The 21,687-nt window shown below is 67.3% G+C and carries 19 protein-coding genes; 12 read left to right on the forward strand and 7 right to left on the reverse strand.

From position 1 onward, the window contains the following. A partial coding sequence (locus HMPREF2581_RS20970) for an ABC transporter substrate-binding protein (protein WP_045108374.1) occupies positions 1-331 on the reverse strand: 331 nt, incomplete at its 3' end. A 252-nt stretch (positions 332-583) separates the two neighbouring features. After that, the gene (locus HMPREF2581_RS20975) at positions 584-1,294 is read right to left on the reverse strand and encodes an SIMPL domain-containing protein (RefSeq protein WP_003094423.1); all 711 of its coding nucleotides are present in this window, start codon (positions 1,292-1,294) and stop codon (positions 584-586) included. Positions 1,295-1,570: 276 nt separating this feature from the next. Between HMPREF2581_RS20975 and HMPREF2581_RS20980 the strand changes: the two genes are divergently transcribed. The 8 genes from HMPREF2581_RS20980 to HMPREF2581_RS21015 all read left to right on the forward strand — a co-directional run bounded on the left by HMPREF2581_RS20980 (position 1,571) and on the right by HMPREF2581_RS21015 (position 13,859). Further along, on the forward strand, positions 1,571-2,839 hold the full coding sequence (locus tag HMPREF2581_RS20980; RefSeq protein WP_003094421.1) for an ATP-binding protein: 1,269 nt from the start codon (positions 1,571-1,573) through the stop codon (positions 2,837-2,839). 25 nt (positions 2,840-2,864) lie between these two features. Further along, entirely contained in the window at positions 2,865-3,425 is a 561-nt protein-coding gene (locus HMPREF2581_RS20985; protein ID WP_003094419.1) for a response regulator transcription factor, read from the forward strand. Positions 3,426-3,587: 162 nt separating this feature from the next. After that, a complete protein-coding gene (locus HMPREF2581_RS20990; RefSeq protein ID WP_003094417.1) occupies positions 3,588-4,397 on the forward strand; it encodes a YfaP family protein in 810 nt (269 codons plus the stop codon). Positions 4,398-4,435: 38 nt separating this feature from the next. Continuing rightward, the gene (locus tag HMPREF2581_RS20995) at positions 4,436-6,205 is read left to right on the forward strand and encodes a DUF2138 domain-containing protein (RefSeq protein WP_003141329.1); all 1,770 of its coding nucleotides are present in this window, start codon (positions 4,436-4,438) and stop codon (positions 6,203-6,205) included. Further along, on the forward strand, positions 6,202-6,840 hold the full coding sequence (locus HMPREF2581_RS21000) for a DUF1175 domain-containing protein (protein ID WP_003141328.1): 639 nt from the start codon (positions 6,202-6,204) through the stop codon (positions 6,838-6,840). Before HMPREF2581_RS20995 ends, HMPREF2581_RS21000 begins: the two co-directional genes overlap by 4 nt. Before the next feature lie 26 nt (positions 6,841-6,866). Beyond that, on the forward strand, positions 6,867-11,417 hold the full coding sequence (gene magD, locus HMPREF2581_RS21005) for an alpha-2-macroglobulin MagD (protein WP_003141326.1): 4,551 nt from the start codon (positions 6,867-6,869) through the stop codon (positions 11,415-11,417). Next, positions 11,414-13,063, forward strand: coding sequence for a YfaQ family protein (locus tag HMPREF2581_RS21010; RefSeq protein WP_003141324.1), 1,650 nt, complete (start codon positions 11,414-11,416; stop codon positions 13,061-13,063). Before magD ends, HMPREF2581_RS21010 begins: the two co-directional genes overlap by 4 nt. 4 nt (positions 13,064-13,067) lie before the next feature. Continuing rightward, the gene (locus HMPREF2581_RS21015; RefSeq protein ID WP_003141321.1) at positions 13,068-13,859 is read left to right on the forward strand and encodes a YfaP family protein; all 792 of its coding nucleotides are present in this window, start codon (positions 13,068-13,070) and stop codon (positions 13,857-13,859) included. Positions 13,860-13,973: 114 nt separating this feature from the next. On the opposite strand, the gene HMPREF2581_RS21020 is transcribed toward HMPREF2581_RS21015, so the two are convergent. The 5 genes from HMPREF2581_RS21020 to gatC all read right to left on the reverse strand — a co-directional run bounded on the left by HMPREF2581_RS21020 (position 13,974) and on the right by gatC (position 18,138). Further along, positions 13,974-14,360: a carboxymuconolactone decarboxylase family protein gene (locus tag HMPREF2581_RS21020; RefSeq protein WP_003141319.1), complete on the reverse strand. Its 387-nt coding sequence runs from the start codon at positions 14,358-14,360 to the stop codon at positions 13,974-13,976. A 31-nt stretch (positions 14,361-14,391) separates the two neighbouring features. Next, the gene (locus tag HMPREF2581_RS21025; RefSeq protein WP_003094403.1) at positions 14,392-14,769 is read right to left on the reverse strand and encodes a septal ring lytic transglycosylase RlpA family protein; all 378 of its coding nucleotides are present in this window, start codon (positions 14,767-14,769) and stop codon (positions 14,392-14,394) included. A 59-nt stretch (positions 14,770-14,828) separates the two neighbouring features. Continuing rightward, positions 14,829-16,289: an Asp-tRNA(Asn)/Glu-tRNA(Gln) amidotransferase subunit GatB gene (gene gatB / locus HMPREF2581_RS21030; RefSeq protein ID WP_071536084.1), complete on the reverse strand. Its 1,461-nt coding sequence runs from the start codon at positions 16,287-16,289 to the stop codon at positions 14,829-14,831. 91 nt (positions 16,290-16,380) lie between these two features. Next, positions 16,381-17,835, reverse strand: a complete 1,455-nt coding sequence (gene gatA, locus HMPREF2581_RS21035) for an Asp-tRNA(Asn)/Glu-tRNA(Gln) amidotransferase subunit GatA (protein ID WP_003094399.1) — start codon at positions 17,833-17,835, stop codon at positions 16,381-16,383. A 15-nt stretch (positions 17,836-17,850) separates the two neighbouring features. Beyond that, entirely contained in the window at positions 17,851-18,138 is a 288-nt protein-coding gene (gatC, locus tag HMPREF2581_RS21040) for an Asp-tRNA(Asn)/Glu-tRNA(Gln) amidotransferase subunit GatC (RefSeq protein WP_003094397.1), read from the reverse strand. 239 nt (positions 18,139-18,377) lie between these two features. Between gatC and mreB the strand changes: the two genes are divergently transcribed. From mreB to HMPREF2581_RS21060, 4 genes are all read left to right on the forward strand, one after another. Continuing rightward, entirely contained in the window at positions 18,378-19,415 is a 1,038-nt protein-coding gene (gene mreB / locus HMPREF2581_RS21045; protein ID WP_003094393.1) for a rod shape-determining protein MreB, read from the forward strand. Positions 19,416-19,446: 31 nt separating this feature from the next. Further along, positions 19,447-20,487: a rod shape-determining protein MreC gene (gene mreC, locus HMPREF2581_RS21050; RefSeq protein ID WP_071533941.1), complete on the forward strand. Its 1,041-nt coding sequence runs from the start codon at positions 19,447-19,449 to the stop codon at positions 20,485-20,487. Then, a complete protein-coding gene (gene mreD / locus HMPREF2581_RS21055; RefSeq protein WP_003094389.1) occupies positions 20,487-20,981 on the forward strand; it encodes a rod shape-determining protein MreD in 495 nt (164 codons plus the stop codon). Before mreC ends, mreD begins: the two co-directional genes overlap by 1 nt. 89 nt (positions 20,982-21,070) lie before the next feature. Then, a complete protein-coding gene (locus tag HMPREF2581_RS21060) occupies positions 21,071-21,676 on the forward strand; it encodes a Maf family protein (RefSeq protein ID WP_003141317.1) in 606 nt (201 codons plus the stop codon). Positions 21,677-21,687: the final 11 nt, after the last annotated feature.

The raw sequence follows: 21,687 nt of genomic DNA on the forward strand, positions 1-21,687 counted from the left end.
TCGGCTTGAAGTAGTCGGTGCTGTGGAACTTCACGCCCTTGCGCAGGTGGAAGGTATAGGTCTTGCCGTCGTCGCTGACGTCCCAGCTTTCCGCGAGGCCGGGAAGGACCTTGGTGCCGCCGCGCTCGAACTGGGTCAGGCGGTTGAAGACGGTTTCCGCCGCGGCGTCGAAATCGGTACCGGTGGTGTACTGGGCGGGATCGAAGCCGGCCGGGCTGCCTTCCGAGCAGAAGATCAGGTTGCTGGCGAAGGCCTGGGGAACGGCGGCGACCAGCGCTGCGCCGAGCAGCGAGGGCATGATCGCGGAGCGGATGACGGCGTTTCTACGCATGGAGTGACCTCTGGTTATTTTGATTGTCTGCGAGGGACAGCCTCGTGAGCTGTCTTGCGCGAAGCTATGCAGGGCGTGTGCCGGCCGCAAGCGTCGAGGTCGCTTCAGTGTAGATGTTGTTATCCGATTGAAAGGGAATGTCGCATTTTCGAATTTGCGCAAACGCGACGCAGGCCGCGTTTGCTGCGCGAGAGACAGTGGAAACGCAAGAGGCAGCCCGGAGGCTGCCTCTTGTGGTGCGCGCCGGCCGGATCAGGGCATCTGCACCTCGATCACACCGTCGGCGTTGACCGTGACCTGGCTGGTCCCGGCCTCGATCTCCGGCGCCTGGGCGCCACCGAAGCTGGCGTCGGCCTTCATCGCCGCCATCCGCATCACCGGGTACGGGCGCGGTGCGCCGGCGCTGTTCACGCTCAGGCTGACCAGCTTGTAGCCCTTGCCGCCGAGCGCCTCGGTGAGCAACTGGGCGCGCTCCTTGAACGCGTCCACGGCGCCTTTCATCAATTGGTCCTCGTTCTTCTTGCGGGTCGCATCGGCGATGCTGAAGTCCATGCCGCCCATCTTCAGCTTGCCCAGCAGGTCGGCGGAAAGCTGGCCGAGGGCGGCGAAGTCGGAGCTTTCCAGGCGCAGCTCGGCGCGCTCGCGCCAGCCAGTGATCTTCTGGCCCTTGTCGTCGTAGACCGGATAGCTGTTGCGACTGCCCAGGCTGATGGTCACGCCCTTGACCTTGCGCGCGTCGGCGACGGCGGCGTTGAGGACGCTGGTGGTTTCGGCGGCGAGCTTGGCCGGATCGCTGCCCTGGTTTTCGCTGTAGAGGGTGACCTGCATCAGGTCGTGGGCCACCTGCTGGCTGACTTCGGCGTGCAGCGAGACCTGGTTGTAGCGCGGCGCTTCCTCGGCGACGGCCGAGAGGCTGGCGGCGCAGAGGGTGACGGCGGCGGCCAGGCGGGAAATCGCAGACATTGGGCAACTCCTTGTACTAAGGCTGAATTCACACTGTAGAGCATCGTTCCGGCAGGCGCGGCAAACACGCCTATACGCCAGTCTTGGACCATGAGACGAAGGCTTTTCCCGGAACGGGTTAGGCGATTTCGGAAAAAACGTGAAATTTACTGATCTGAGCCCTGACAGCGCTCGGCGAAACAGGGCAGGATGGCGACCTGCGAGGTTTCTGAGTCACTTTGCCGCAGAGTTGCCGACAGCGTCTTGGCTATACTCGCGCTTATTCCGGAAGAAAACATGCGCGCACCGGTTTTCCTGCTCTCCGCCAGTCGCCAGAACCTTGGCCGTCTGCTCCTCATCCGTATTCTCGTGCTGGCCGCGCAGGCCGGCTCGGTGGGTTTCGCCTGGCTCTCCGACCTGTTGCCGCTGCCGTGGCTGGCGCTCGGCCTGACCCTTGGCCTGTCCGCCTGCCTGATTCTGTTCACCGCGCTGCGCCTGCGCGCGCCGTGGCCGGTGACCGACCAGGAGTACGCGGTACAACTGGCCTGCGACCTGATCATCCACAGCACCTTGCTGTATTACTCGGGCGGCTCGACCAACCCCTTCGTTTCCTATTACCTGGTACCGCTGACCATCGCCGCTGCGACCCTGCCCTGGATCTACTCCATGGTGCTCTCCGGCCTGGCCCTGACCGGCTACACCCTGCTGCTGATCTGGTACCACCCGCTGCACCTGCAGGCGGTTCAGCACGAGGCGATGCTGATCAACCTGCACCTGTTCGGCATGTGGCTGAACTTCGCCCTGTCGGCGGCCTTCATCACCTTCTTCGTGGTGAAGATGTCCGAGGCCCTGCGCTGGCAGGCGCACATGCAGGCCGAGCGGCGCGAGGAAAGCATGCGCGACCAGCAGTTGCTCGCGGTGGCCACCCAGGCGGCCGGTGCTGCGCACGAACTGGGTACGCCGCTGGCGACCATGAGCGTGCTGCTCAACGAGTTGCGCCAGGAGCGCCCGCAGGACCCGACCCTGCAGGAAGACCTGGCATTGCTCCAGGAACAGGTCAAGCAGTGCAAGCACACCCTCCAGCAACTGGTACGGGCGGCCGAGGCCGACCGTCGCCAGGCGATCGAGGAGCAAAGCGCCGCGGAATGGCTGGAATCGGTGCTGCGCCGCTGGCACCTGATGCGTCCGGAGGCTTCCTACCGCTACCAGTGCCTGGGCCTCGGCTCCGCGCCGCGCCTGACCCCGCCGACCGACCTCAGCCAGGCTCTGCTGAACCTGCTGAACAATGCGGCGGACGCCTGTCCCGACGATCTCGACATCCGCCTGGACTGGGACAGCAGCAGTATCTGCCTGAGTATCCGCGACCACGGCGTCGGGGTGCCCCTGGCGATCGCCGAACAGATCGGCAAACCGTTCTTCACCACCAAGGGCAAGGGCTTCGGCCTCGGCCTGTTTCTCAGTCAGGCCAGCGTGACCCGCGCTGGTGGAACGGTGAAGTTGTATAACCACGAAGATGGCGGCACTCTGACCGAACTGCGCTTGCCGCGCAGCTACGGAATGGCTTGAGTGATCCGTCTGAGAGGCCCTGCCTATGTCTGAAGAGCTGCTCTTCGAAGGGGAAGAACATCCCCACCTCCTGCTGGTGGACGACGATCCCACCTTTACCCGGGTCCTGGCGCGGGCCATGAGCCGTCGCGGCCTGCGGGTCAGCACCGCCGGCTCCGCCGAGGAAGGCCTGGCGCTGGCCCAGCAGGATACGCCGGACTACGCCGTGCTCGACCTGAAGATGGAAGGCGACTCCGGCCTGGTGCTGCTGCCGAAGCTGCTGGAGCTGCACGCGGACATGCGGGTGGTGATCCTCACCGGCTATTCCAGCATCGCCACCGCGGTGGAGGCGATCAAGCGCGGCGCCTGCAACTACCTGTGCAAGCCGGCGGATGCCGATGACGTGCTGGCCGCGCTGCTCTCCGAGCACGCCGACCTGGACACCCTGGTGCCGGAAAACCCGATGTCGGTGGATCGCCTGCAATGGGAGCACATCCAGCGCGTGCTCGCCGAGCACGAGGGCAACATCTCCGCCACCGCCCGTGCCCTGGGCATGCATCGACGGACCTTGCAGCGCAAGCTGCAGAAGCGGCCGGTACGGCGCTGAAGCGTAAATGACAACGGGGGCGCCGCATGGCGCCCCCTGTGCTTTCCGTTTTCCGTCGAATCGCGGTGGATTTCGCAGATTCCGCCGGTCGCCGGGGATATCCAGCGGACAGCGCAATCGTTAAGATGCAGCTTTCATGAATCGCACGACCAGGGATTGATCATGCGTATCTTCGGTTCGAGTGCCGGCTGCCTGTCGGTGCTGTTCGGACTGGCCTTCGGGCTGCCTGCACTAGCCGAGCCTTCGGTGGACCTGGATGGTCCGACGGCAGGCTGGCGCTATTCCGGCCTGCTCGAACAGCCCGATGCCCCGCGTGTCGCCTATCCGACTCCGCCCATCGATCGCGGCGGCCAGCGCGGCCGCAGCCTGATCGAAGGACACCTGCGCGAACTGGTCGGCACCGAGCGCGCCCAGCGCCTGGTGGTCAACGGCAATCCTCTCCCTCTCTATACCGACGGCGCCGGGCGCTTCGTCCGCCCCTATGCGTTCGGCCACGGCTCCAACGGCGTCCAGGTCGGCAGCGCCGACGGCAAGATCCTCAAGCGCGTACAGTTCTACGAGGCCAATCGCTCCCAACTGCCGCCGCGCGTGCGCGTGGTGCTGGGTTGGGACGATCCGAAGGCCGAGCTTGACCTGCATATCGTCACCCCCGATGGCCAGCACGCCTACTGGGCGCATCCGCGCCTGAGCAACAGCGGCGGCCTCGATCCGGACGGCGTCGACGGGCCCGGCCCGGAGATGTTCACCATGGGCGCGCCGCTGCACGGCACCTACCTGATCTACGTGAACTACTGGGGCAACCTCAACAACCAGGGCTACAACTTCCAGGCCGGCAGCAACGTACAGGACGTGATCACCGCGCAGGTCAACCTGGTGTTCAACGAAAACAGCGTCGACGAGAAGCACGAGACCTTCGTCGTGCCCCTGCGCACCATCGGCGACCTGGTGCTGGTCAAGACCTTTACCTACTGAAGCATCCCCTCGTACGGATGACACGGGATTAGCGAACCATGAGCGAGAACAACACCCCCAGCCCTGCCAACGGAACCCCTGCGCCCGCCGCTGCGCGCCCCCGAAGCGCCCTGTGGCCGGTGCTGGGGATCGTCGCCGCGCTGGCCGCCGGCGGTGTGCTGGCCTGGCAGTTGGGCTGGCTGGAGCGGCTCGGCGGAGGGCGCCCGGCCGAAGAGGACCTCGGCCAGCCGATCGGCGCCCAGGCTCCCGCGGACGCCGACGCGCCGCGAGCCTACCGTGACCTGCGCAAGCCCGACGCGCTGATCGAGAGCGTGTCGCTGAGCCGCCTGCCGAAGGAAATCCTCGAGGTGCCGTTGCTGCGCGATACCCTGACCGAGGACTTCGTTTTCTATTACGAGAACAATGGCGACCGCCTTGGCCTGACCGGTACGTTGCGGCGGATCATCTACGAGCACGACCTGACCCTGAAGGACAGCCTGGTCGAGGAACTGCTCGACCAACCGGCCCAGGTCGCCCTCTGGCGCGGCGCCGACGGCCGCCTGCGCGACTTCGTGGTGGTGCTCAAGCGTGGCGGCCTGGCGCGGGTGCTCGAGCCGCTGGCCCATATCGCCGCCGACGACCAGCAGTTGCGCAAGGTCGGCGAGCTGGCGGGAACCTCGGTCTATCGCCTGCGCTACGGCAACGACAAGGCGATGCTGTTCCTGTCCAAGGGCGACCGGCTGTTGTTGCTGTCGAACCCACGGATGCTCTTCGACGATGGTGGCGAAAGCGACGACAGCCCGCTGAACGCTCCGGCCAGCGAAGACCTGGAGGCACTGCTCGACGGCGACGAACTGTTCCCCGAGCGCTTCGGCCTGCCGGGCCGCGGCGAGCTGCGCCAGCGCATTACCCTCAATGCCAGCGTCCTGGCCATGGGCTACCAGCGCTTCATCCCGAGCTTCGCCGGGGTGCGCTTCGAGAAGGGCGAGCAGGGCTGGAGCAGCTACCTGGCGCTGAACGAGGTGGAACGCCAGCCGCCGCTGGACTTCGCCCCGGTCTGGCAGGCCATGCCGATGGGCGCCAGCGCCTGCGTGGCGCTGCCGGTCACCCCTGGCCTGTACGGGGTGATGCTGGAGCGTCTGGGGGCCGAGCAGAAGATGGCCCAGGCCTTCTCCGAGCATCTCAGCGGCGCTGCCGGTCTCTGCTGGTACGCCAGTTCGCGGCTGCATTCGCCGCTGCTGGTGGGCCAGTTGAGCGCGCCGACCAGTGCCGAACTCGACGACGAGCTGGGCAAGCTGTTCGGTCGCGTGATCGGCGCGAAGGAAGCCAAGGTCGAGGGTGGCAGCTTCCCGGTGGAAGACCGGGTGGATGGCCAGACCCGCCGCTGGACCCGCCAGGTCAGCTCGAACTTCGGCGCCTATCCGGCCAGCCAGGCGGACAACCCGGACAGCATCAGCGGCCGCGCGTTCTTCCGCATCGGCATGGCGCGCCATGGCCAGACCCTGCTGTTCTCCCTCGACGACCAGTTGCTCGGCAAGGCCCTGGACACCCTCGACAAACGCTATCCGCCGCTCGCCGAGGTGTTGCCGAAGGATGCGCTGGTACCGGCCTACCTGGCGCCGCAGCCGCTCTCCGAACTGCTGCAACGGGAAACCCTCGACAGCCTGCCGCAGGACATGGAGCCGGTCTTCCGCAATGCCGCCGACACCTACTTGATGCCGCGCCTGAAAACCCTCGCCGGCAAGGGCAGCTACGCCCTTGGCCTGCCTGCCGGAAGCCAGGCCAACGCACCGTGGCAATGGCTGCCGCTGGAATGGCGGTCGCTGTGAGACGCCTGACTGCCTTCGGCCTGGCGCTGCTCCTGCTGGCCAGCGGCGTTGCCCGCGGCGAGCCCCCGGTAGCGCTCGACCCGCAGCAATCGCAGGTATTCCGCGCCTGGTTCGTGCGCATCGCCCAGGAACAGTTGCGCCAAGGGCCGAGTCCGCGCTGGCACCAGCAGGACTGCGCCGGCCTGGTGCGCTTCGCCGCCAACGAGGCGCTGAAAGTCCACGATGGCAAGTGGCTGCGCGCCAACGGCCTGTCCAACCGCTACCTGCCCCCGGAGCTGGCGCTCAGTCCCGAGCAACGGCGCCTGGCGCAGAACTGGCAGCAGGGTGGCGGCCAGGTCGGGCCCTACGTGAATGCGATCAAGCTGGTGCAGTTCAACAGTCGGCTGGTCGGCCGCGACCTCAACCAGGCGCGCCCCGGCGACCTGATGTTCTACGACCAGGGCGACGACCAGCACCTGATGATCTGGATGGGCCGCTCCATCGCCTATCACACCGGCAGCAGCACCCCGACCGATAACGGCATGCGCTCGGTCAGCCTGCAACAACTCATGACATGGAAGGACACCCGATGGATCCCCGACGAATCCAATCCCAACTTTATCGGCATCTATCGGCTGGCTTTCCTCTCTCAATGAATCGCGTCCCAGTGAAGACCACAGCAATGAGCAACCTGCGCCGTTTCAGCCGTAGCCTGGCGGTCGCCGCCCTGGTCCTGCTGCCGTTCGCCGCCGTCCAGGCGGAAGACACGGTGGAACCGAGCGGCTACACGCCGATGGCCGGCGAATCCTTCTTCCTGCTCGCCGACAGCAGCTTCGCCACCGACGAGGAAGCGCGGGTCCGTCTCGAAGCGCCCGGCCGCGACTACCGGCGCTACCGCATGGAGCCCTATGGCGGGGTCGACGTGCGCCTGTACCGGATCGAACAGCCGCTGGAGTTCCTCAAGCGGCAGAAGAACCTGCACCGGGTCCTGGCCGAGGGACAGTTCAAGGGCGAAGGCCTGTCGAACACCCTGGCCTATCTCTGGGACAACTGGTATCGCAAGTCGCGCCGGGTGATGCAGCGCGCCTTCTCCTACGAGTCGCGGCAACAGGTCACCGAGGCGGTGCCCGAGCTGAAGATGGGCAACGCCATGACCGCGCCGACGCCCTACGACGCGCAGCCGCAATACGCGCCGATTCCCGGCCTGCCGCTGGTCAGCCAGTTCCGCTATCCGCTGTGGGACGCCAAGCCCATCGAGCCGCCGCAGGACGTCAAGCTGGCCGGTTCCTCCAGCGAGTTCATCAACGTCGTGCCGGGCAATGTCTACATCCCGCTGGGCAAGCTGAAGCCGGGCCTCTACCTGGTCGAGGCGCTGGTCGGCAAGTACCGCGCCACCACCGTGGTGTTCGTCTCCAACAGCGTGGCGGTGAGCAAGGTCGCCGGCGACGAGCTGCTGGTCTGGACCGCACGCAAGCACGAAGGCACCCCGGTGCCCGACACCAAGGTGCTGTGGACCGACGGCCTGGGCGTGATGAGCAGCGGCAATACCGACGCCGACGGCCTGCTGCGGCTCAAGCACGCCAGTCCGGAGCGCTCCTACGTGATCGGCGAGGACCGCGAGGGTGGGGTCTTCGTCTCCGAGAACTTCTATTACGACAGCGAGATCTACGACACCAAGATCTACGCCTTCACCGACCGCCCGCTGTACCGGCCGGGCGACTGGGTCTCGTTGAAGATGGTCGGCCGCGAGTTCAAGGACGCCCGTCAATCCCAGGCCGCCGCCAGCGCGCCGGTGCGCCTGAGCGTGATCGACGCCAGCGGCACGGTATTGCAAAGCCTGGACCTCCGCTTCGACGCGAAGAGCGGCGCCAATGGCCGCTTCCAACTGCCGGAGAACGCCGTCGCCGGCGGCTACGAGTTGCGCTTCGACTACCGCGGGCAGACCTACAGCAGCGCCTTCCGCGTCGCCGAATACATCAAGCCGCACTTCGAAGTCTCCCTCGACCTGGCCAAGCCGGACTTCAAGACCGCCGAGCCGGTGAAGGGCGAGATCGTCCTGCTCTATCCGGACGGCAAGCCGGTGGCCAACGCGCGCCTGCAACTGAGCCTGCGCGCCCAGCAGTTGTCGATGGTGGACAACGAACTGCAGTATCTCGGCCAGTTCCCGGTGGAACTGAGCAGCACCGAACTGACCACCGACGGCAAGGGCCGCGCCGCCATCGAATTGCCGCCGGCCGAGAAACCCAGTCGCTACATGCTGACCATCTTCGCCAGCGACGGCGCCGCCTACCGGGTCAAGACTAGCAAGGAGATCCTCATCGAGCGCGGTGCCGCGCGCTACCGCCTGAGCGCGCCGCAGCGCTTCAGCGCCGCCGGCGAGAAGGTCGAGTTCAGCTATGCCAGCGAACAGCCGACCCCGCTCAAGCCGAGCAGCTACCAGTGGATCCGCCTGGAGGACCGCGCCACCGACAGCGGTCCGGTCGCCGACGGCCGCTTCGCGCTGGCCTTCGAGCGTCCCGGTACCTATTCCGTGGAGCTGCGCGACGACAAGGGCCAGCTCCTTGGCGCCACCGGCCACTCGGTGAGCGGCGAGGGCGTGAAGTCGGTGCCTGGCACCGTCGAGGTGGTGTTCGACAAGCCCGAGTACCGCACCGGCGAGGAAGCCTCCGCACTGATCACCTTCCCCGAGCCGGTGGAGGATGCGCTGTTGTCCCTGGAGCGCGACAAGGTCGAGGCCACCGCCCTGCTGTCAAAGGGCGCCGACTGGCTGCGCCTGGAAAAGCTCAATCCGACCCAGTACCGCGTGCGGATCCCGGTGCGCGAGGAGTTCTCGCCGAACCTGACCTTCTCGGTGCTCTACACCAAGGGCGGCGACTACAGCTTCCAGAACGCCGGGATCAAGGTCGGCATGCCCCAGGTGGAGATCGACATCGCCACCGACAAGGAGCGCTACGAACCCGGCGAGACGGTGACCGTGACCCTGGCCACGCGCTTCGCCGGCAAACCGGCTTCCAGTCACCTGACCGTCAGCGTGGTGGATGAGATGGTCTATGCCCTGCAGGCGGAGATCGCCCCCGGTATCGACCAGTTCTTCTACCATCCACGGCGCAACAACGTGCGCACCAGCGCCAGCCTGGCCTTCATCAGCTACGACGTGGCGTTGCCCGGCAGCACCAGCGCACCCGGACGGGCGAACCGCAGCGAGCGCGGCGTCAAGGTACTGGAGCGGCCGCGCCGCGAGGACGTCGACACCGCCGCCTGGCAGCCGGAGCTGGTCACCGACGCCCAGGGCAAGGCCAGCTTCAGCTTCCGCATGCCCGACTCGCTGACCCGCTGGCGGATCACCGCACGGGCCATCGACGACAACGGCCAGGTCGGCCAGAAGAAGCAGTTCCTTCGCTCGGAGAAGCCGCTGTACCTGAAATGGAGCGGGCCGACCCGCTTCCGCCAGGGTGACCAGCCCGACCTCGGCCTGTTCGTCTTCAACCAGGGCGAACAGCCGGTCAAGGCCGAGCTGCTCAGCGGGCCGCCTGGCAGCCAGCGCAGCCAGACCCTGGAGCTGGCCAAGGGAGTCAACTACATTCCGCTGGCGCAACAGCCGCTCAGCGATGGCGACTGGAGCGCCGAGCTGCGCCAGGACGGGCAGGTCCGCGACCGCCTGGCGGTGCGCTTCAACCTGCTGGCCGACGGCTGGCAGGTGGAGCAGGCGCAGAACCTCAGCCTGGCGGCGGCGAGCAACCCGCTGCAACTGCCGGCGGACGCCCGCGACGTACGCCTGCGCCTGGCCGATGGCCCGGCCGCGGCCTACCTGGGCAATCTCGATGATCTGCTGGAGTATCCCTACGGCGGCGTCGAGCAGACCGCCAGCCAACTGCTGCCGCTGAGCATCGCCTATCCGGCGCTGGCCGGCGGCGAGCCGCGGATTCGCGACCGCCTGCGCCTGATCATGCAGAACAGTCGCCTGCGCCTGGTGCAGATGGCCGGCCCGGACGCCTGGTTCGCCTGGTGGGGCGGCGACGTCGATGGCGACGCTTTCCTCACCGCCTACGCCTACTACGCCGATTGGTACGCCAGCCGCGCACTGGAGATCCAACTGCCGGCCGAACACTGGCAGCGTATCCTCGAGCCCTACGCCAAGCAGGCGACGCAGACCCCGCTGCTGCAGCGCGCGCTGATCCTGGCTTTCGCCCGCGACATGCAGTTGCCGGTGAACACCCTGCTCGGCGGCCTGCTCAACGATCTGGCCAACGCCGGCGAAGGGCAGGCGCGCGCGGAGCCGCTGGAGGCCGACGACGGCCTGGTGCTGGGCGACCCGGACTCGGCCGTCGGCCTGGCCGCGGCGCGAGTGCTGGCGGTGGACCTGGCACGGCAACTGCGGGTTGCGGTGCCCGCGCCGCTGGCCGCCCAGGCCGAGACGGCGACGCAGCGCCTGCGTGAGGCCGGCTTGCCGTTCACCGATGCCTTGCTGGCCTCTCGCTCGGCCGTGGACGGCCAGCAGGCCAGCGCTCTGCTGCAACGCCTGGCGCCGGCGCAATCGACCCTGGAACGCGCCCTGGCCCTGACCTGGCTGCAGGGCGCCCTGGCCCAGGCGCCGCAGGGCAAGCTGCCGCAGCCGCCGAAGGACTGGCAGGCGCAGCGCGGCGCCACCGGCGAAACCTACTGGCAATGGCGCGGCCGCGGCATTCCGAGCTGGATCGACCTGGACGAGGCGCCGGCCCGGCCGTTGCCGGTTGCGCTCAGCTACCGCAGCGCCCAGGCGCCGAGCGGGCAACTGCCGGTGCAGATCAGCCGTCGCCTGCTGCGCCTGGTGCCCGGCGAGGGGGCGTTCGAGTTCAAGGTCGAGGAGGTCGGCGACAAGCCGCTTTCCAGCGACGAACTGTATCTCGACGAAGTGACCCTGACCGTTCCGGAAGACACCGCTCTACGCTACGGCATGCTGGAACTGCCGCTGCCGCCCGGTGCGGATGTCGAGCGCACCACCTGGGGCATCAAGATCAGCGGCCTGGCCGGCGACGAGGCGACCACCCTGGAGCGCGCGCGCAACGAACCGGGTGAGCTGTTCTACGGAGTGCCGGTGGACAGCCTGAGTGGCGAGCAGCGTTTCCGTCACCTGGTGCGTTTCTCCCAGAAAGGCAGCTTCAACCTGCCACCGGCCCGCTACCTGCGTCTCTACGCGCCGGAACAGCAGGCCCTGGAAGCCAAGCCGGCGCTGGCCAAGGTCAAGGTCGAGTGATTGCGTTGCGCGCCTGGCTGGTCCTGCTGTGCGCCGTGCCGTTGCTGCTTCGCGCAGCGGAGGCGCCGGTCCAGCTGGCCTGGCGCACGACCCAGGGCTACGAACTGGTGAGCCTGGATCGCCAGCGGGTGCTCGAGCGCCGGCCGTTGCCGGCCGATTTGCAGGCTCCGCTGGGCAGCCTGTGGAAACTGTTCGTCTTCGCCTGGCTGAGCGACACCGGCCAGGCCGAGTCGCCCTATGCCTGCCAGGGGCGCAGCCGCGAGGAGGTCTACTGCTGCGAGAATGGCCAGACGATCGGTCGTGACCGCGCCCTGGTGCGCTCCTGCGGGCTGTATTTCGAGCCGCAGCGCCTCGCCTTGCGGCCGGAGGCCTGGCGCGACTACTGGCAGGCGCGCCGGGCACCGGCCTGGTTGCTCGATCTGGAACGGCTGCAACCGCAGACGCGGGTGCCGGTTAAGGAGCTTCTGGAACAGTTGCAGCAACTGCCGGCCCAGGGCGAGGCGCGGCGGGTACTGCTCGACGTGGCGTTGCAGGCCGGCGACGGCCATGCCGTGGCCAGCCTTGGCGGCCGCCTGCGGGTGAAGACCTGGAGCTGGCTCGACGACCATGACCCGCAGGCGCGCCAGGGCGGTTTCGCCGGCTGGCTGGTCGATGGAACGCCGCTCTGGCTCGGCGGCCCGGGAACCAGCAAGGTGATCCTGGACCGCTACGCCGAGGTGCTCGGGCGCTTCCTGCCGAGTCCGTGGCCGGCCGATCCGGGCCGTTGCGTGGAAGTGAACCTGTTCAGCCGCTATCCGCTGCGCTCGGTCAGTGATCCCGCCGGCCGCCCGGCCGCCGAAGGCCTGCTGCATGGTCCGCAGCAAGTGCTGTTCGCCAACGGCAATCGCCTGGACATCGCCAGCGCCGGCGACCTCTTCCTGCAACGGGTGGATGGCGTGCCGCGCCTGGTCGCGCGGGTTTCGCGCGAAGAGTACGTGGCGCGGGTGCTGGAGCGCGAAGCCTCGGCGCAGCCGAAGGAAGCCGCTCGCGCGCTGGCGGTGACCATTCGCACCTATCTATTGCAAAACGCCGCGCCGCGCGGCGAATGCCTGGCCATCGATGACAGCAGCCAGCGCCAGCGCGTGGCGCCGCGCCCGGCCAGCGCGCCGACGCGGCGGATCGCCGCCTGGAGCGCCGACCTGGTGCTGGCCGGGGCGACCGTCAACTATCACTCCGACCAGCCTGGTCCGGCGCGCCTGTCCTGGAAGCACGCGGTGGAGCAAGCCGGGCAGGGACTGGGCTACGACAGCATCCTCGCCCAGGCTTTCCCGCGCAGCAGCCTGAGCCGCTGGGACAACCCGGTGGCCGCCTGCCAGCCGTTGCCGGCCGCCGAAGACTGGCTGCGCAAGCAGCGCCGGCAGTGGCGCGAGCGCCTCGACCGAGAGCCCGGCTACGAGGAGATTCCGAGTTTTTCCGTGTGCCGCCTGGCTTCCGGGCGGCCCTATGTCGATCGCGAGCGCGAACGCATCTTCGTCCGCGGCCTGTATTCCCTACAGGAACGCCTGGACCTCACCCACGAATACCTGCACCTGGCCTTCCGCGCCCATCCCAGCGGCCAGGACGAAAACTATGTCGAAAGCCTGGCCCGGCGCCTGCTACTGGAATGACTCCATGAACCGAATGTCCCTTGCCGCCCTGCTCAGTTGCCTGCCCCTCGTCGCCTGGGCGGACAACCCCGTGAAACTGGATACGCCGGTCTCCGGCTGGCGTGCCGGCGACGGTTCCGCCGCCAATTACCGGCAGGTGGTGAACTACCCGGCGTCCTCGGTCAACGTTGCCGCCGACCAAGCGACCACCGCGCGCATTCGCGGCGCGATCGAGAGCCAGCCCAAGGAGCGTCCGGCGACGCTGGTGGTGAACGGTGTGAGCATGCCACTGAAGGTGGACGCCGATGGCAGCTTCGACCGCCCGTTCGCCTTCCCGTCCGGCAGCAACAGCGTCGAGGTGCGCAACGCCGCCGGGCAGTCGCGACGGGTCCAGTTCTATCACGGTGGCGGCGGCGGGGAAGTGCCGGCCAAGCTGCGCGTGCTGCTGTCCTGGGACAGCGACAACACCGACCTCGACCTGCACCTGGTGACCCCGGACGGCGACCATGTCTGGTATGGCAATCGTTCGCTGGCCAACGGCGCGACCCTGGATGTCGACGTCACCACCGGCTACGGCCCGGAAATCATCGCCACGCCGACGCCACAGAAGGGGCCCTACCTGGTCTACGTCAACTACTTCGGCGGTGGCTACGGCAGCAGCGAGGATGGCGCCGAACAGGCCGCCCAGAACCTGACCACGGCGCGCATCACCCTGGTCACCGAAGAGGGCACGCCGAACGAGAAACAGGAAACCTTCCTGGTGCCGATGCGCAAGCCTGGCGAACTGACGCTGGTGAAGCGCTTCAGTTATCCGTAGGCGCCTGCGCTGGCGGATAACGCCTCTGGTGTTATTCGCCGTCGCTCAGGCATCGGCGTTACCAACCGCGTGGCCTGGCGGCGGCGCTCATGCCGCTGCGAATGGCTCCTGGGCTCAGGCGGGCTGTTCACCCTGCCAGGTATCGATCGCTTCCTGGGCCGCACGGAACGCATCGATCGCCGCCGGCACCCCGGCATAGACCGCGCAGTGCAGCAGTGCCTCGCGGATTTCCTCCACCGTGCAGCCGTTGTTCAGCGCGCCGCGCACGTGCCCCTTGAGTTCCTGCGGGCATTTCAGGGCGGTCAGGGCGGCCAGGGTGATCAAGCTGCGGGTCTTGCGCGGCAGCGCCTCGCGGGCCCAGACCGAGCCCCAGGCATGCTCGTTGACGAAGTCCTGCAATGGCTGGGTGAAGGCGGTGGCGTTGCCCATGGCGCGCTCGACGAAGGCGTCGCCCATGACTTCACGTCGGATATCCAGGCCGGTCTTGCCTTGTTCGCTCATCGGAAGGTTCCTGTCGTGGGTAGAAGGTGGCTCAATCCAGCGACTCTATCCGAACCGGCGCCACGCCGCTGCGGATCATACCCAGGCCTTCGGCGGCCTTGCGCGATACATCGATGATCCGCCCGCGGCGGAACGGCCCGCGATCGTTGATCCGCACCACCACGCTGCGGCGGTTGTCGAGGTTGGTTACCCGCACGCGGGTACCGAACGGCAACGTGCGGTGGGCAGCGGTCATTGCGTTGGGGTTGTAGCGCTCGCCGCTGGCAGTACGCAGGCCTGCGTGGCGGCTGCCATAGTAGGAGGCTTCGCCGGTATCCGCGGAACCGCTGCCGGCGAGGCTGGAGCAGCCGGCGAGGAACAGGGGCAGGACGGCGAGGGCGAGGCGCGCGGCGGCGGATGGGTTGGGCATGGACAACAGGCTCCTGGCGGACAAGAAGACGCCGGGCGAACCCGGCGTCTGGCTTTGACTCACGCTTCGAGCTTTTTCTTCAGCAACTCGTTCACTTGCTGCGGGTTGGCCTTGCCTTTCGAGGCCTTCATCGCCTGGCCGACGAAGAAGCCGAACATCTTGCCGCGCTTGGCCTCGTCGGCGGCGCGGTACTGCTCGACCTGCTCGGCGTTGGCCGCCAGCACCTCGTCGAGCATCTTCTCGATGGCGCCACTGTCGGTGACCTGCTTCAGGCCCTTGGCCTCGATGATCTGGTCGGCGGAACCCTCGCCGTTGGCCATGGCTTCGAAGACCATCTTGGCGATCTTGCCGGAGATGGTGTTGTCCTTGATGCGCAGGATCATGCCGCCCAGTTGCTCGGCGGACACCGGAGACTGCTCGATCTCCAGGCCGTCCTTGTTGAGCAGGCTGCCCAGCTCGACCATCACCCAGTTGGCCGCCAGCTTGGCGTCGCCGCAGATACCCTGGACCTTCTCGAAGTAGTCGGCCATCTCGCGGCTGGCGGACAGCACGCTGGCATCGTAGGCGGACAGGCCGTACTGGCTCTCGAAGCGTTCGCGCTTCTGCACCGGCAGTTCCGGCAGTTGCTCGCGCAGCTTCGCCAGGTACTCGGGTTCGATGACCACCGGCAGCAGGTCGGGACAGGGGAAGTAACGGTAGTCGTTGGCTTCTTCCTTGCCGCGCATGGAGCGGGTCTCGTCCTTGTTCGGGTCGTACAGGCGGGTTTCCTGGACCACCTTGCCGCCGTCCTCGATCAGCTCGATCTGGCGCTGGATCTCGTGGTTGATCGCCTTCTCGATGAAGCGGAAGGAGTTGACGTTCTTGATCTCGGCGCGGGTGCCGAATTCGGCCTGGCCCTTCGGTCGCACCGAGACGTTGCAGTCGCAGCGCAGCGAGCCCTCGGCCATGTTGCCGTCGCAGATGCCCAGGTAGCGCACCAGGGCGTGGATCGCCTTGACGTAGGCCACGGCTTCCTTGGCGCTGCGGATATCCGGCTCGGAAACGATCTCCAGCAACGGCGTGCCGGCGCGGTTCAGGTCGATGCCGCTCATGCCCTGGAAGTCTTCGTGCAGGCTCTTGCCGGCGTCCTCCTCCAGGTGCGCGCGGGTGATGCCGATGCGCTTGGTGGTGCCGTCTTCCAGGGTGATGTCGAGGTGGCCCTTGCCGACGATGGGATGGTCCATCTGGCTGGTCTGGTAGCCCTTCGGCAGGTCAGGGTAGAAGTAGTTCTTGCGGGCGAACACGTTCTGCCGGTCGATCCGTGCGTCGATCGCCAGGCCGAACAGGCAGGCCATGCGTACGGCCTCCTCGTTTAGCACCGGCAGGGTGCCCGGCATGGCCAGGTCGACCAGGCTGGCCTGGGTATTCGGCGCGGCGCCGAAGGCGGTCGAGCTGCCGGAGAAGATCTTCGATTGGGTGGCGAGCTGTGCGTGGATTTCCAGCCCGATCACGGTTTCCCATTGCATGTGGTGTTCCTCAATCCTTCTGTGCCTGCGCAGTCCCGCTGCCGACCCTGCGGGTCGCCCTCTCCGCGCCGGGAGAGGGGAGGGGACTGCGTGGCGTTGCCATGGCTTAGAAGCCGGCCGGGGTGCGGGTGTGCCAGTCGCTGACCTGCTGGTACTGGTGCGCGACGTTGAGCAGGCGACCTTCCTGGAAGTAGGGCGCGAGCAACTGGACACCCACCGGCAGGCCGTCGACGAAGCCGGCGGGCATGGACAGCCCCGGCAGGCCGGCGAGGTTGGCGGTGATGGTGTAGATGTCTTCCAGGTACTGGGAAACCGGGTCGTCGTTCTTCTCGCCGATCTTCCAGGCCGGGTTCGGCGTGGTCGGGCCGAGGATCACGTCCACTTCGGCAAAGGCGCTGACGAAGTCGTTCTTGATCAGCCGGCGAATCTTCTGAGCCTGCAGGTAATAGGCATCGTAGTAGCCGGCCGACAGTGCGTAGGTGCCGACCATGATGCGGTTCTTCACTTCGCTGCCGAAGCCTTCCGCGCGCGAGCGCTTGTACAGGTCTTCCAGGTTCTGCGGGGCGTCGCAACGATAGCCATAGCGCACGCCGTCGAAGCGCGACAGGTTGGAGGACGCCTCGGCCGGCGCGATCACGTAGTAGGCCGGTATGGCGTGCTGCATGTTCGGCAGGGAAATGTCCTTCACCGTGGCGCCGAGCGTCTTCAGCTCCTCGACCACGGCCAGCACCGCGTCGGCGATGCGGCTGTCGAGGCCGGCGCCGAAGTATTCCCGCGGCAGGCCGATGCGCAGGCCGCTCAGCGGCTTCTGCAGGGCGGCCAGGTAGTCGTCCACCGGCTGTTCGACGCTGGTCGAGTCCTTCGGATCGAATCCGGCCATCACCCCCAGCATCAGCGCGCAGTCCTCGGCGGTGCGCGCCAGCGGGCCGCCCTGGTCGAGGCTGGAGGCGTAGGCGATCATGCCCCAGCGGGAAACCCGGCCGTAGGTCGGCTTGATCCCGGTGAGGTTGGTCAGCGCCGCCGGCTGGCGGATCGAGCCGCCGGTATCGGTGCCGGTGGCGGCCGGCAGCAGGCGCGCGGCGACTGCCGCGGCGGAGCCGCCGGAGGAGCCGCCAGGCACGCGGTCGAGGCTCCAGGGGTTGTTCACCGCGCCGTAGTGGCTGGACTGGTTCGACGAGCCCATGGCGAATTCGTCCATGTTCAGCTTGCCGAGGGTAACGGCGCCGGCGGCGGCGAGCTTCTCGACCACGGTGGCGTCGTAGGGCGAGACGAAGTTGTCGAGCATCTTCGAACCGCAGCTGGTGCGTACGCCCTGGGTGCAGAACAGGTCCTTGTGGGCGATCGGCGCGCCGAGCAGGGCGCCGTTCTCGCCGTTGGCGCGCCGTTCGTCGGCTGCCTTGGCCTGGGCGATGGCCAGGTCGTCGGTGATGCTGATGAAGCTGTTGAGCTGGGGATCCAGCTGCCGGATGCGACCGAGCAGGGTGCGGGTCAGCTCTTCGGCGGAAAATTGCTTGTCGGCGAGGGCGCGGGCGATCTCGGCGAGGGTCAATTGATGCAGCATGTGTCCGCGTCCTTATTACTCGATGACTTTCGGAACCAGGTACAGACCTTCTTCCACGGCGGGGGCGATGGTCTGGTAGGCGTCGCGGTGATCGGTCTCGGTGACCGCGTCCGGACGCAGGCGCTGGGTGGCTTCCAGCGGGTGGGCAAGCGGTTCGACGCCGCTGGTGTCGACCGCCTGCATCTGGTCGATCAGGCCGAGGATGTTGTTCAGGGTCTCGGTGGTGCGCGGAAGATCGGCCTCGCTCAGGCCCAGGCGGGCGAGATGGGCGATTTTTTCCACGTCGGAGCGTTCAAGCGCCATCGGGAGTCTCCAGCAAAAGCGGCCTTGGAAGGGCGGCGGGGCGCCATGCGTTATATAAGGCAGGGAACGGATGCCGCGGTCGGCGGTCTAATTCCGCCTGGACGGGCCTTGTGGGGCCGGGAAAAGCCTGCAATTTAGCATATTGCCCGCCTTGCCCAAAATCCCCGTCGTTGTTAGAGTTTGCCGCACTTTTTTACCCGCGTATTTTTCACCCACGCTTCGCCTAGGGTTTCTTTCCCATGTTCAAAAAATTGCGTGGCATGTTTTCCAGCGATCTGTCGATCGACCTGGGTACTGCCAATACCCTTATTTATGTGCGCGAGCGCGGCATCGTCCTGAACGAACCGTCCGTGGTCGCCATTCGCAGCCATGGCAGCCAGAAGAGCGTCGTCGCCGTGGGCACCGAGGCCAAGCGCATGCTCGGCCGTACCCCGGGCAACATCGCCGCCATCCGTCCGATGAAAGACGGCGTGATCGCGGATTTCAGCGTCTGCGAGAAGATGCTGCAGTACTTCATCAACAAGGTTCACGAGAACAGCTTCCTGCAGCCCAGCCCGCGCGTGCTGATCTGCGTGCCGTGCAAGTCCACCCAGGTTGAGCGCCGGGCCATCCGCGAATCCGCCCTGGGCGCCGGCGCCCGCGAGGTGTTCCTGATCGAAGAGCCGATGGCTGCTGCCATCGGCGCCGGCCTGCCGGTCGAGGAGGCCCGCGGCTCGATGGTCGTAGACATCGGCGGCGGCACTACCGAGATCGCCCTGATTTCCCTCAACGGCGTGGTCTACGCCGAATCCGTCCGCGTCGGCGGCGACCGCTTCGACGAAGCCATCGTCACCTACGTGCGCCGCAACTACGGCAGCCTGATCGGCGAATCCACCGCCGAGCGCATCAAGCAGGAGATCGGCACCGCCTTCCCGGGCGGCGACGTTCGCGAAGTCGACGTCCGCGGCCGTAACCTGGCCGAAGGCGTACCGCGCAGCTTCACCCTGAACTCCAACGAGGTCCTCGAGGCCCTGCAGGAGTCCCTGGCGACCATCGTCCAGGCGGTCAAGAGCGCCCTCGAGCAATCGCCGCCGGAGCTGGCCTCGGATATCGCCGAGCGCGGCCTGGTGCTGACTGGCGGTGGCGCGCTGCTGCGCGACCTGGACAAGCTGCTGGCACAGGAAACCGGCCTGCCGGTGATCGTCGCCGAGGAGCCGCTGACCTGCGTGGCTCGCGGCGGTGGCCGTGCGCTGGAGATGATGGACCGCCACTCCATGGACCTGCTCTCCACCGAGTAAGGTGGCGAGCATCGTCGCCTAGGAGCGGATCATCAAACCGCTATTCTCCAAAGGCCCGTCGCTGGGCGTTCGCCTGTTGGTGCTGGCCGTGCTGTCGGTCAGCCTGATGGTGGTGGACGCCCGGTTCGACTATCTGGAGCCCGTCCGCAGCAAGCTGGGGATGGTGCTCACGCCTTTCTACGGCCTGGCGGAAATGCCGGTGCGCGCCTGGGAAGGCGTGCGCGACCAGTTCAGCAGCCGTAGCGAGCTGATCGCCGAGAACGAACGCCTCAAGGCCGAGTCCCTGCTGATGCAGCGCCGGGTGCAGAAACTCGCCGCGCTCACCGAGCAGAACGTGCGCCTGCGCGAGCTGCTCAATTCCGCCGCGCTGGTCGACGACAAGGTACTGGTCAGCGAGCTGATCGGCGTCGATCCGAACCCCTTCACCCAACGCATCATGATCGACAAGGGCGAGAACGACGGCGTCTTCGTCGGCCAGCCGGTGCTCGATGCCAGCGGCCTGATGGGCCAGGTGGTCGAGGTGATGCCCTATACCGCGCGGGTCCTGCTGCTCACCGACACCACCCACAGTATCCCGGTGCAGGTCAATCGCAACGGCCTGCGCGCCATCGCCGTCGGCACCGGCAATCCCGAGCGCTTGGAATTGCGCTACGTCGCCGACACCGCCGACATCAAGGAAGGCGACCTACTGGTCAGCTCCGGCCTGGGGCAACGCTTCCCCGCCGGCTATCCGGTGGCCACGGTCAAGGAAGTGATCCACGATTCCGGCCAGCCGTTCGCCGTGGTGCGCGCGGTGCCGACCGCGAAGATGAACCGTAGCCGCTACGTGCTGCTGGTGTTCAGCGACAGCCGCACCCCGGAACAGCGCGCCAACGACGCCGCCGAGGCCCAGGAAGAGGCGGACAAGAAAGCCGCCGCCGGCGCCCAGGCGCCCCAGCCTGCCGCGCAACCGGCCGCCGCGCCGTCGCCGGCCACCCCGGCAGCCCAGGGTGCTGCGCAGCAGCCCGCCGCCGCGCCCGCGCCAGCTCCCACGCAGCCTGCCGCTCCGGCGGCGAACGGGGGACGCCGCTGATGGCTCGCGCGACTCAAGGTTCGAACAATGTCTGGGTGATCTGGCTGAGCCTGCTGGTCGGGCTGGTGCTGGCCGTAGCGCCGATGCCTACCTTCACCGAGATCGGCCGCCCGCTGTGGCTGGCGATGCTGCTGACCTACTGGGTGTTGCTGCTGCCCGAGCGCGTCGGGATGGTCACCGCCTGGCTGCTCGGCCTGGCCCAGGACGTGCTCTACGGCAACCTGCTCGGGCAGAACGCGCTGATCCTCGGCCTGATCACCTTCCTCGTGCTGTCCCTGCACCAGCGCCTGCGCATGTTCCCGGCCTGGCAGCAGTGCCTGGTGCTGGTGGTGGTCTACGGCCTGGCGCAGCTGCTCCAGCTCTGGCTCAACGCCCTGACCGGCAATCGTCCGCCGACCCTGACCTTCCTGCTCCCGGCCCTGGTCAGCGCGCTGCTCTGGCCCTGGGTGTACGCCCTGCTGCAGTTCGTCCGCCTGCGTCTCAACGTGAGGTAGGTCCGCTTCGCAGCTATGCTGCGGCGGATATCGTCATTCTTCGAAACGGGTGATCGGCGCATCGCTCGACGCGTTTCCCGGGAGCCTCCATGCCGTCGCTGTATCTCGCCTCCGCCTCGCCCCGTCGCCGTGAACTGCTGACCCAGATCGGCGTTCCGCTGTCCGTGCTCGCCACCGCTATCGACGAGTCCCCCTTGCCGAACGAAGCGCCCGCCGCCTACGTCGAGCGCCTGGCGCGCGGCAAGGCGGCCGCCGGGCTGGCTATGCTGGAAGGGCGCGGCGAGGACGGTTGTGTCCTGGGCGCGGATACCTCGGTGGTGATCGACGGGCGAATTCTCGGCAAGCCCGTGGACCAGGCCGAGGGGCTGGCCATGCTGGCTACGCTGTCCGGGCGCGAACACCAGGTTCTCACCGCCGTGGCCCTGGCCGCCACTGGTGGCGTCGAGGCGCGGGTGGTGGAGTGCCGGGTGCGCTTCCGCCAGGTCGCTCCGGAAGAAGCGCTGCGCTACTGGCAGAGCGGCGAGCCGGCGGACAAGGCGGGCGGATATGCGATCCAGGGCCTCGGGGCGATATTCGTCAGTCGCATCGAAGGCAGTTACAGTGCGGTGGTCGGGCTGCCTTTGTGTGAAACTGCGGAACTGTTGAGGGAATTCGGCATCCCTTGCTGGCAGCCCGTGGGTGGCAACCCGCCGTAACGCCTAACGCG

The organism is Pseudomonas sp. HMSC057H01, assembly GCF_001836405.1.
Classification (GTDB): domain Bacteria; phylum Pseudomonadota; class Gammaproteobacteria; order Pseudomonadales; family Pseudomonadaceae; genus Pseudomonas; species Pseudomonas aeruginosa.

What these genes read in the sequence shown, in the direction of transcription:
- HMPREF2581_RS20975 (WP_003094423.1), bottom strand. Translation starts at nt 1,294, where the DNA reads ATGTCTGCGATTTCCCGCCTGGCCGCCGCCGTCACCCTCTGCGCCGCC.
- HMPREF2581_RS20980 (WP_003094421.1), top strand. Translation starts at nt 1,571, where the DNA reads ATGCGCGCACCGGTTTTCCTGCTCTCCGCCAGTCGCCAGAACCTTGGC.
- HMPREF2581_RS20985 (WP_003094419.1), top strand. Translation starts at nt 2,865, where the DNA reads ATGTCTGAAGAGCTGCTCTTCGAAGGGGAAGAACATCCCCACCTCCTG.
- HMPREF2581_RS20990 (WP_003094417.1), top strand. Translation starts at nt 3,588, where the DNA reads ATGCGTATCTTCGGTTCGAGTGCCGGCTGCCTGTCGGTGCTGTTCGGA.
- HMPREF2581_RS20995 (WP_003141329.1), top strand. Translation starts at nt 4,436, where the DNA reads ATGAGCGAGAACAACACCCCCAGCCCTGCCAACGGAACCCCTGCGCCC.
- magD (WP_003141326.1), top strand. Translation starts at nt 6,867, where the DNA reads ATGAGCAACCTGCGCCGTTTCAGCCGTAGCCTGGCGGTCGCCGCCCTG.
- HMPREF2581_RS21015 (WP_003141321.1), top strand. Translation starts at nt 13,068, where the DNA reads ATGAACCGAATGTCCCTTGCCGCCCTGCTCAGTTGCCTGCCCCTCGTC.
- HMPREF2581_RS21020 (WP_003141319.1), bottom strand. Translation starts at nt 14,360, where the DNA reads ATGAGCGAACAAGGCAAGACCGGCCTGGATATCCGACGTGAAGTCATG.
- HMPREF2581_RS21025 (WP_003094403.1), bottom strand. Translation starts at nt 14,769, where the DNA reads ATGCCCAACCCATCCGCCGCCGCGCGCCTCGCCCTCGCCGTCCTGCCC.
- gatA (WP_003094399.1), bottom strand. Translation starts at nt 17,835, where the DNA reads ATGCTGCATCAATTGACCCTCGCCGAGATCGCCCGCGCCCTCGCCGAC.
- gatC (WP_003094397.1), bottom strand. Translation starts at nt 18,138, where the DNA reads ATGGCGCTTGAACGCTCCGACGTGGAAAAAATCGCCCATCTCGCCCGC.
- mreB (WP_003094393.1), top strand. Translation starts at nt 18,378, where the DNA reads ATGTTCAAAAAATTGCGTGGCATGTTTTCCAGCGATCTGTCGATCGAC.
- mreD (WP_003094389.1), top strand. Translation starts at nt 20,487, where the DNA reads ATGGCTCGCGCGACTCAAGGTTCGAACAATGTCTGGGTGATCTGGCTG.
- HMPREF2581_RS21060 (WP_003141317.1), top strand. Translation starts at nt 21,071, where the DNA reads ATGCCGTCGCTGTATCTCGCCTCCGCCTCGCCCCGTCGCCGTGAACTG.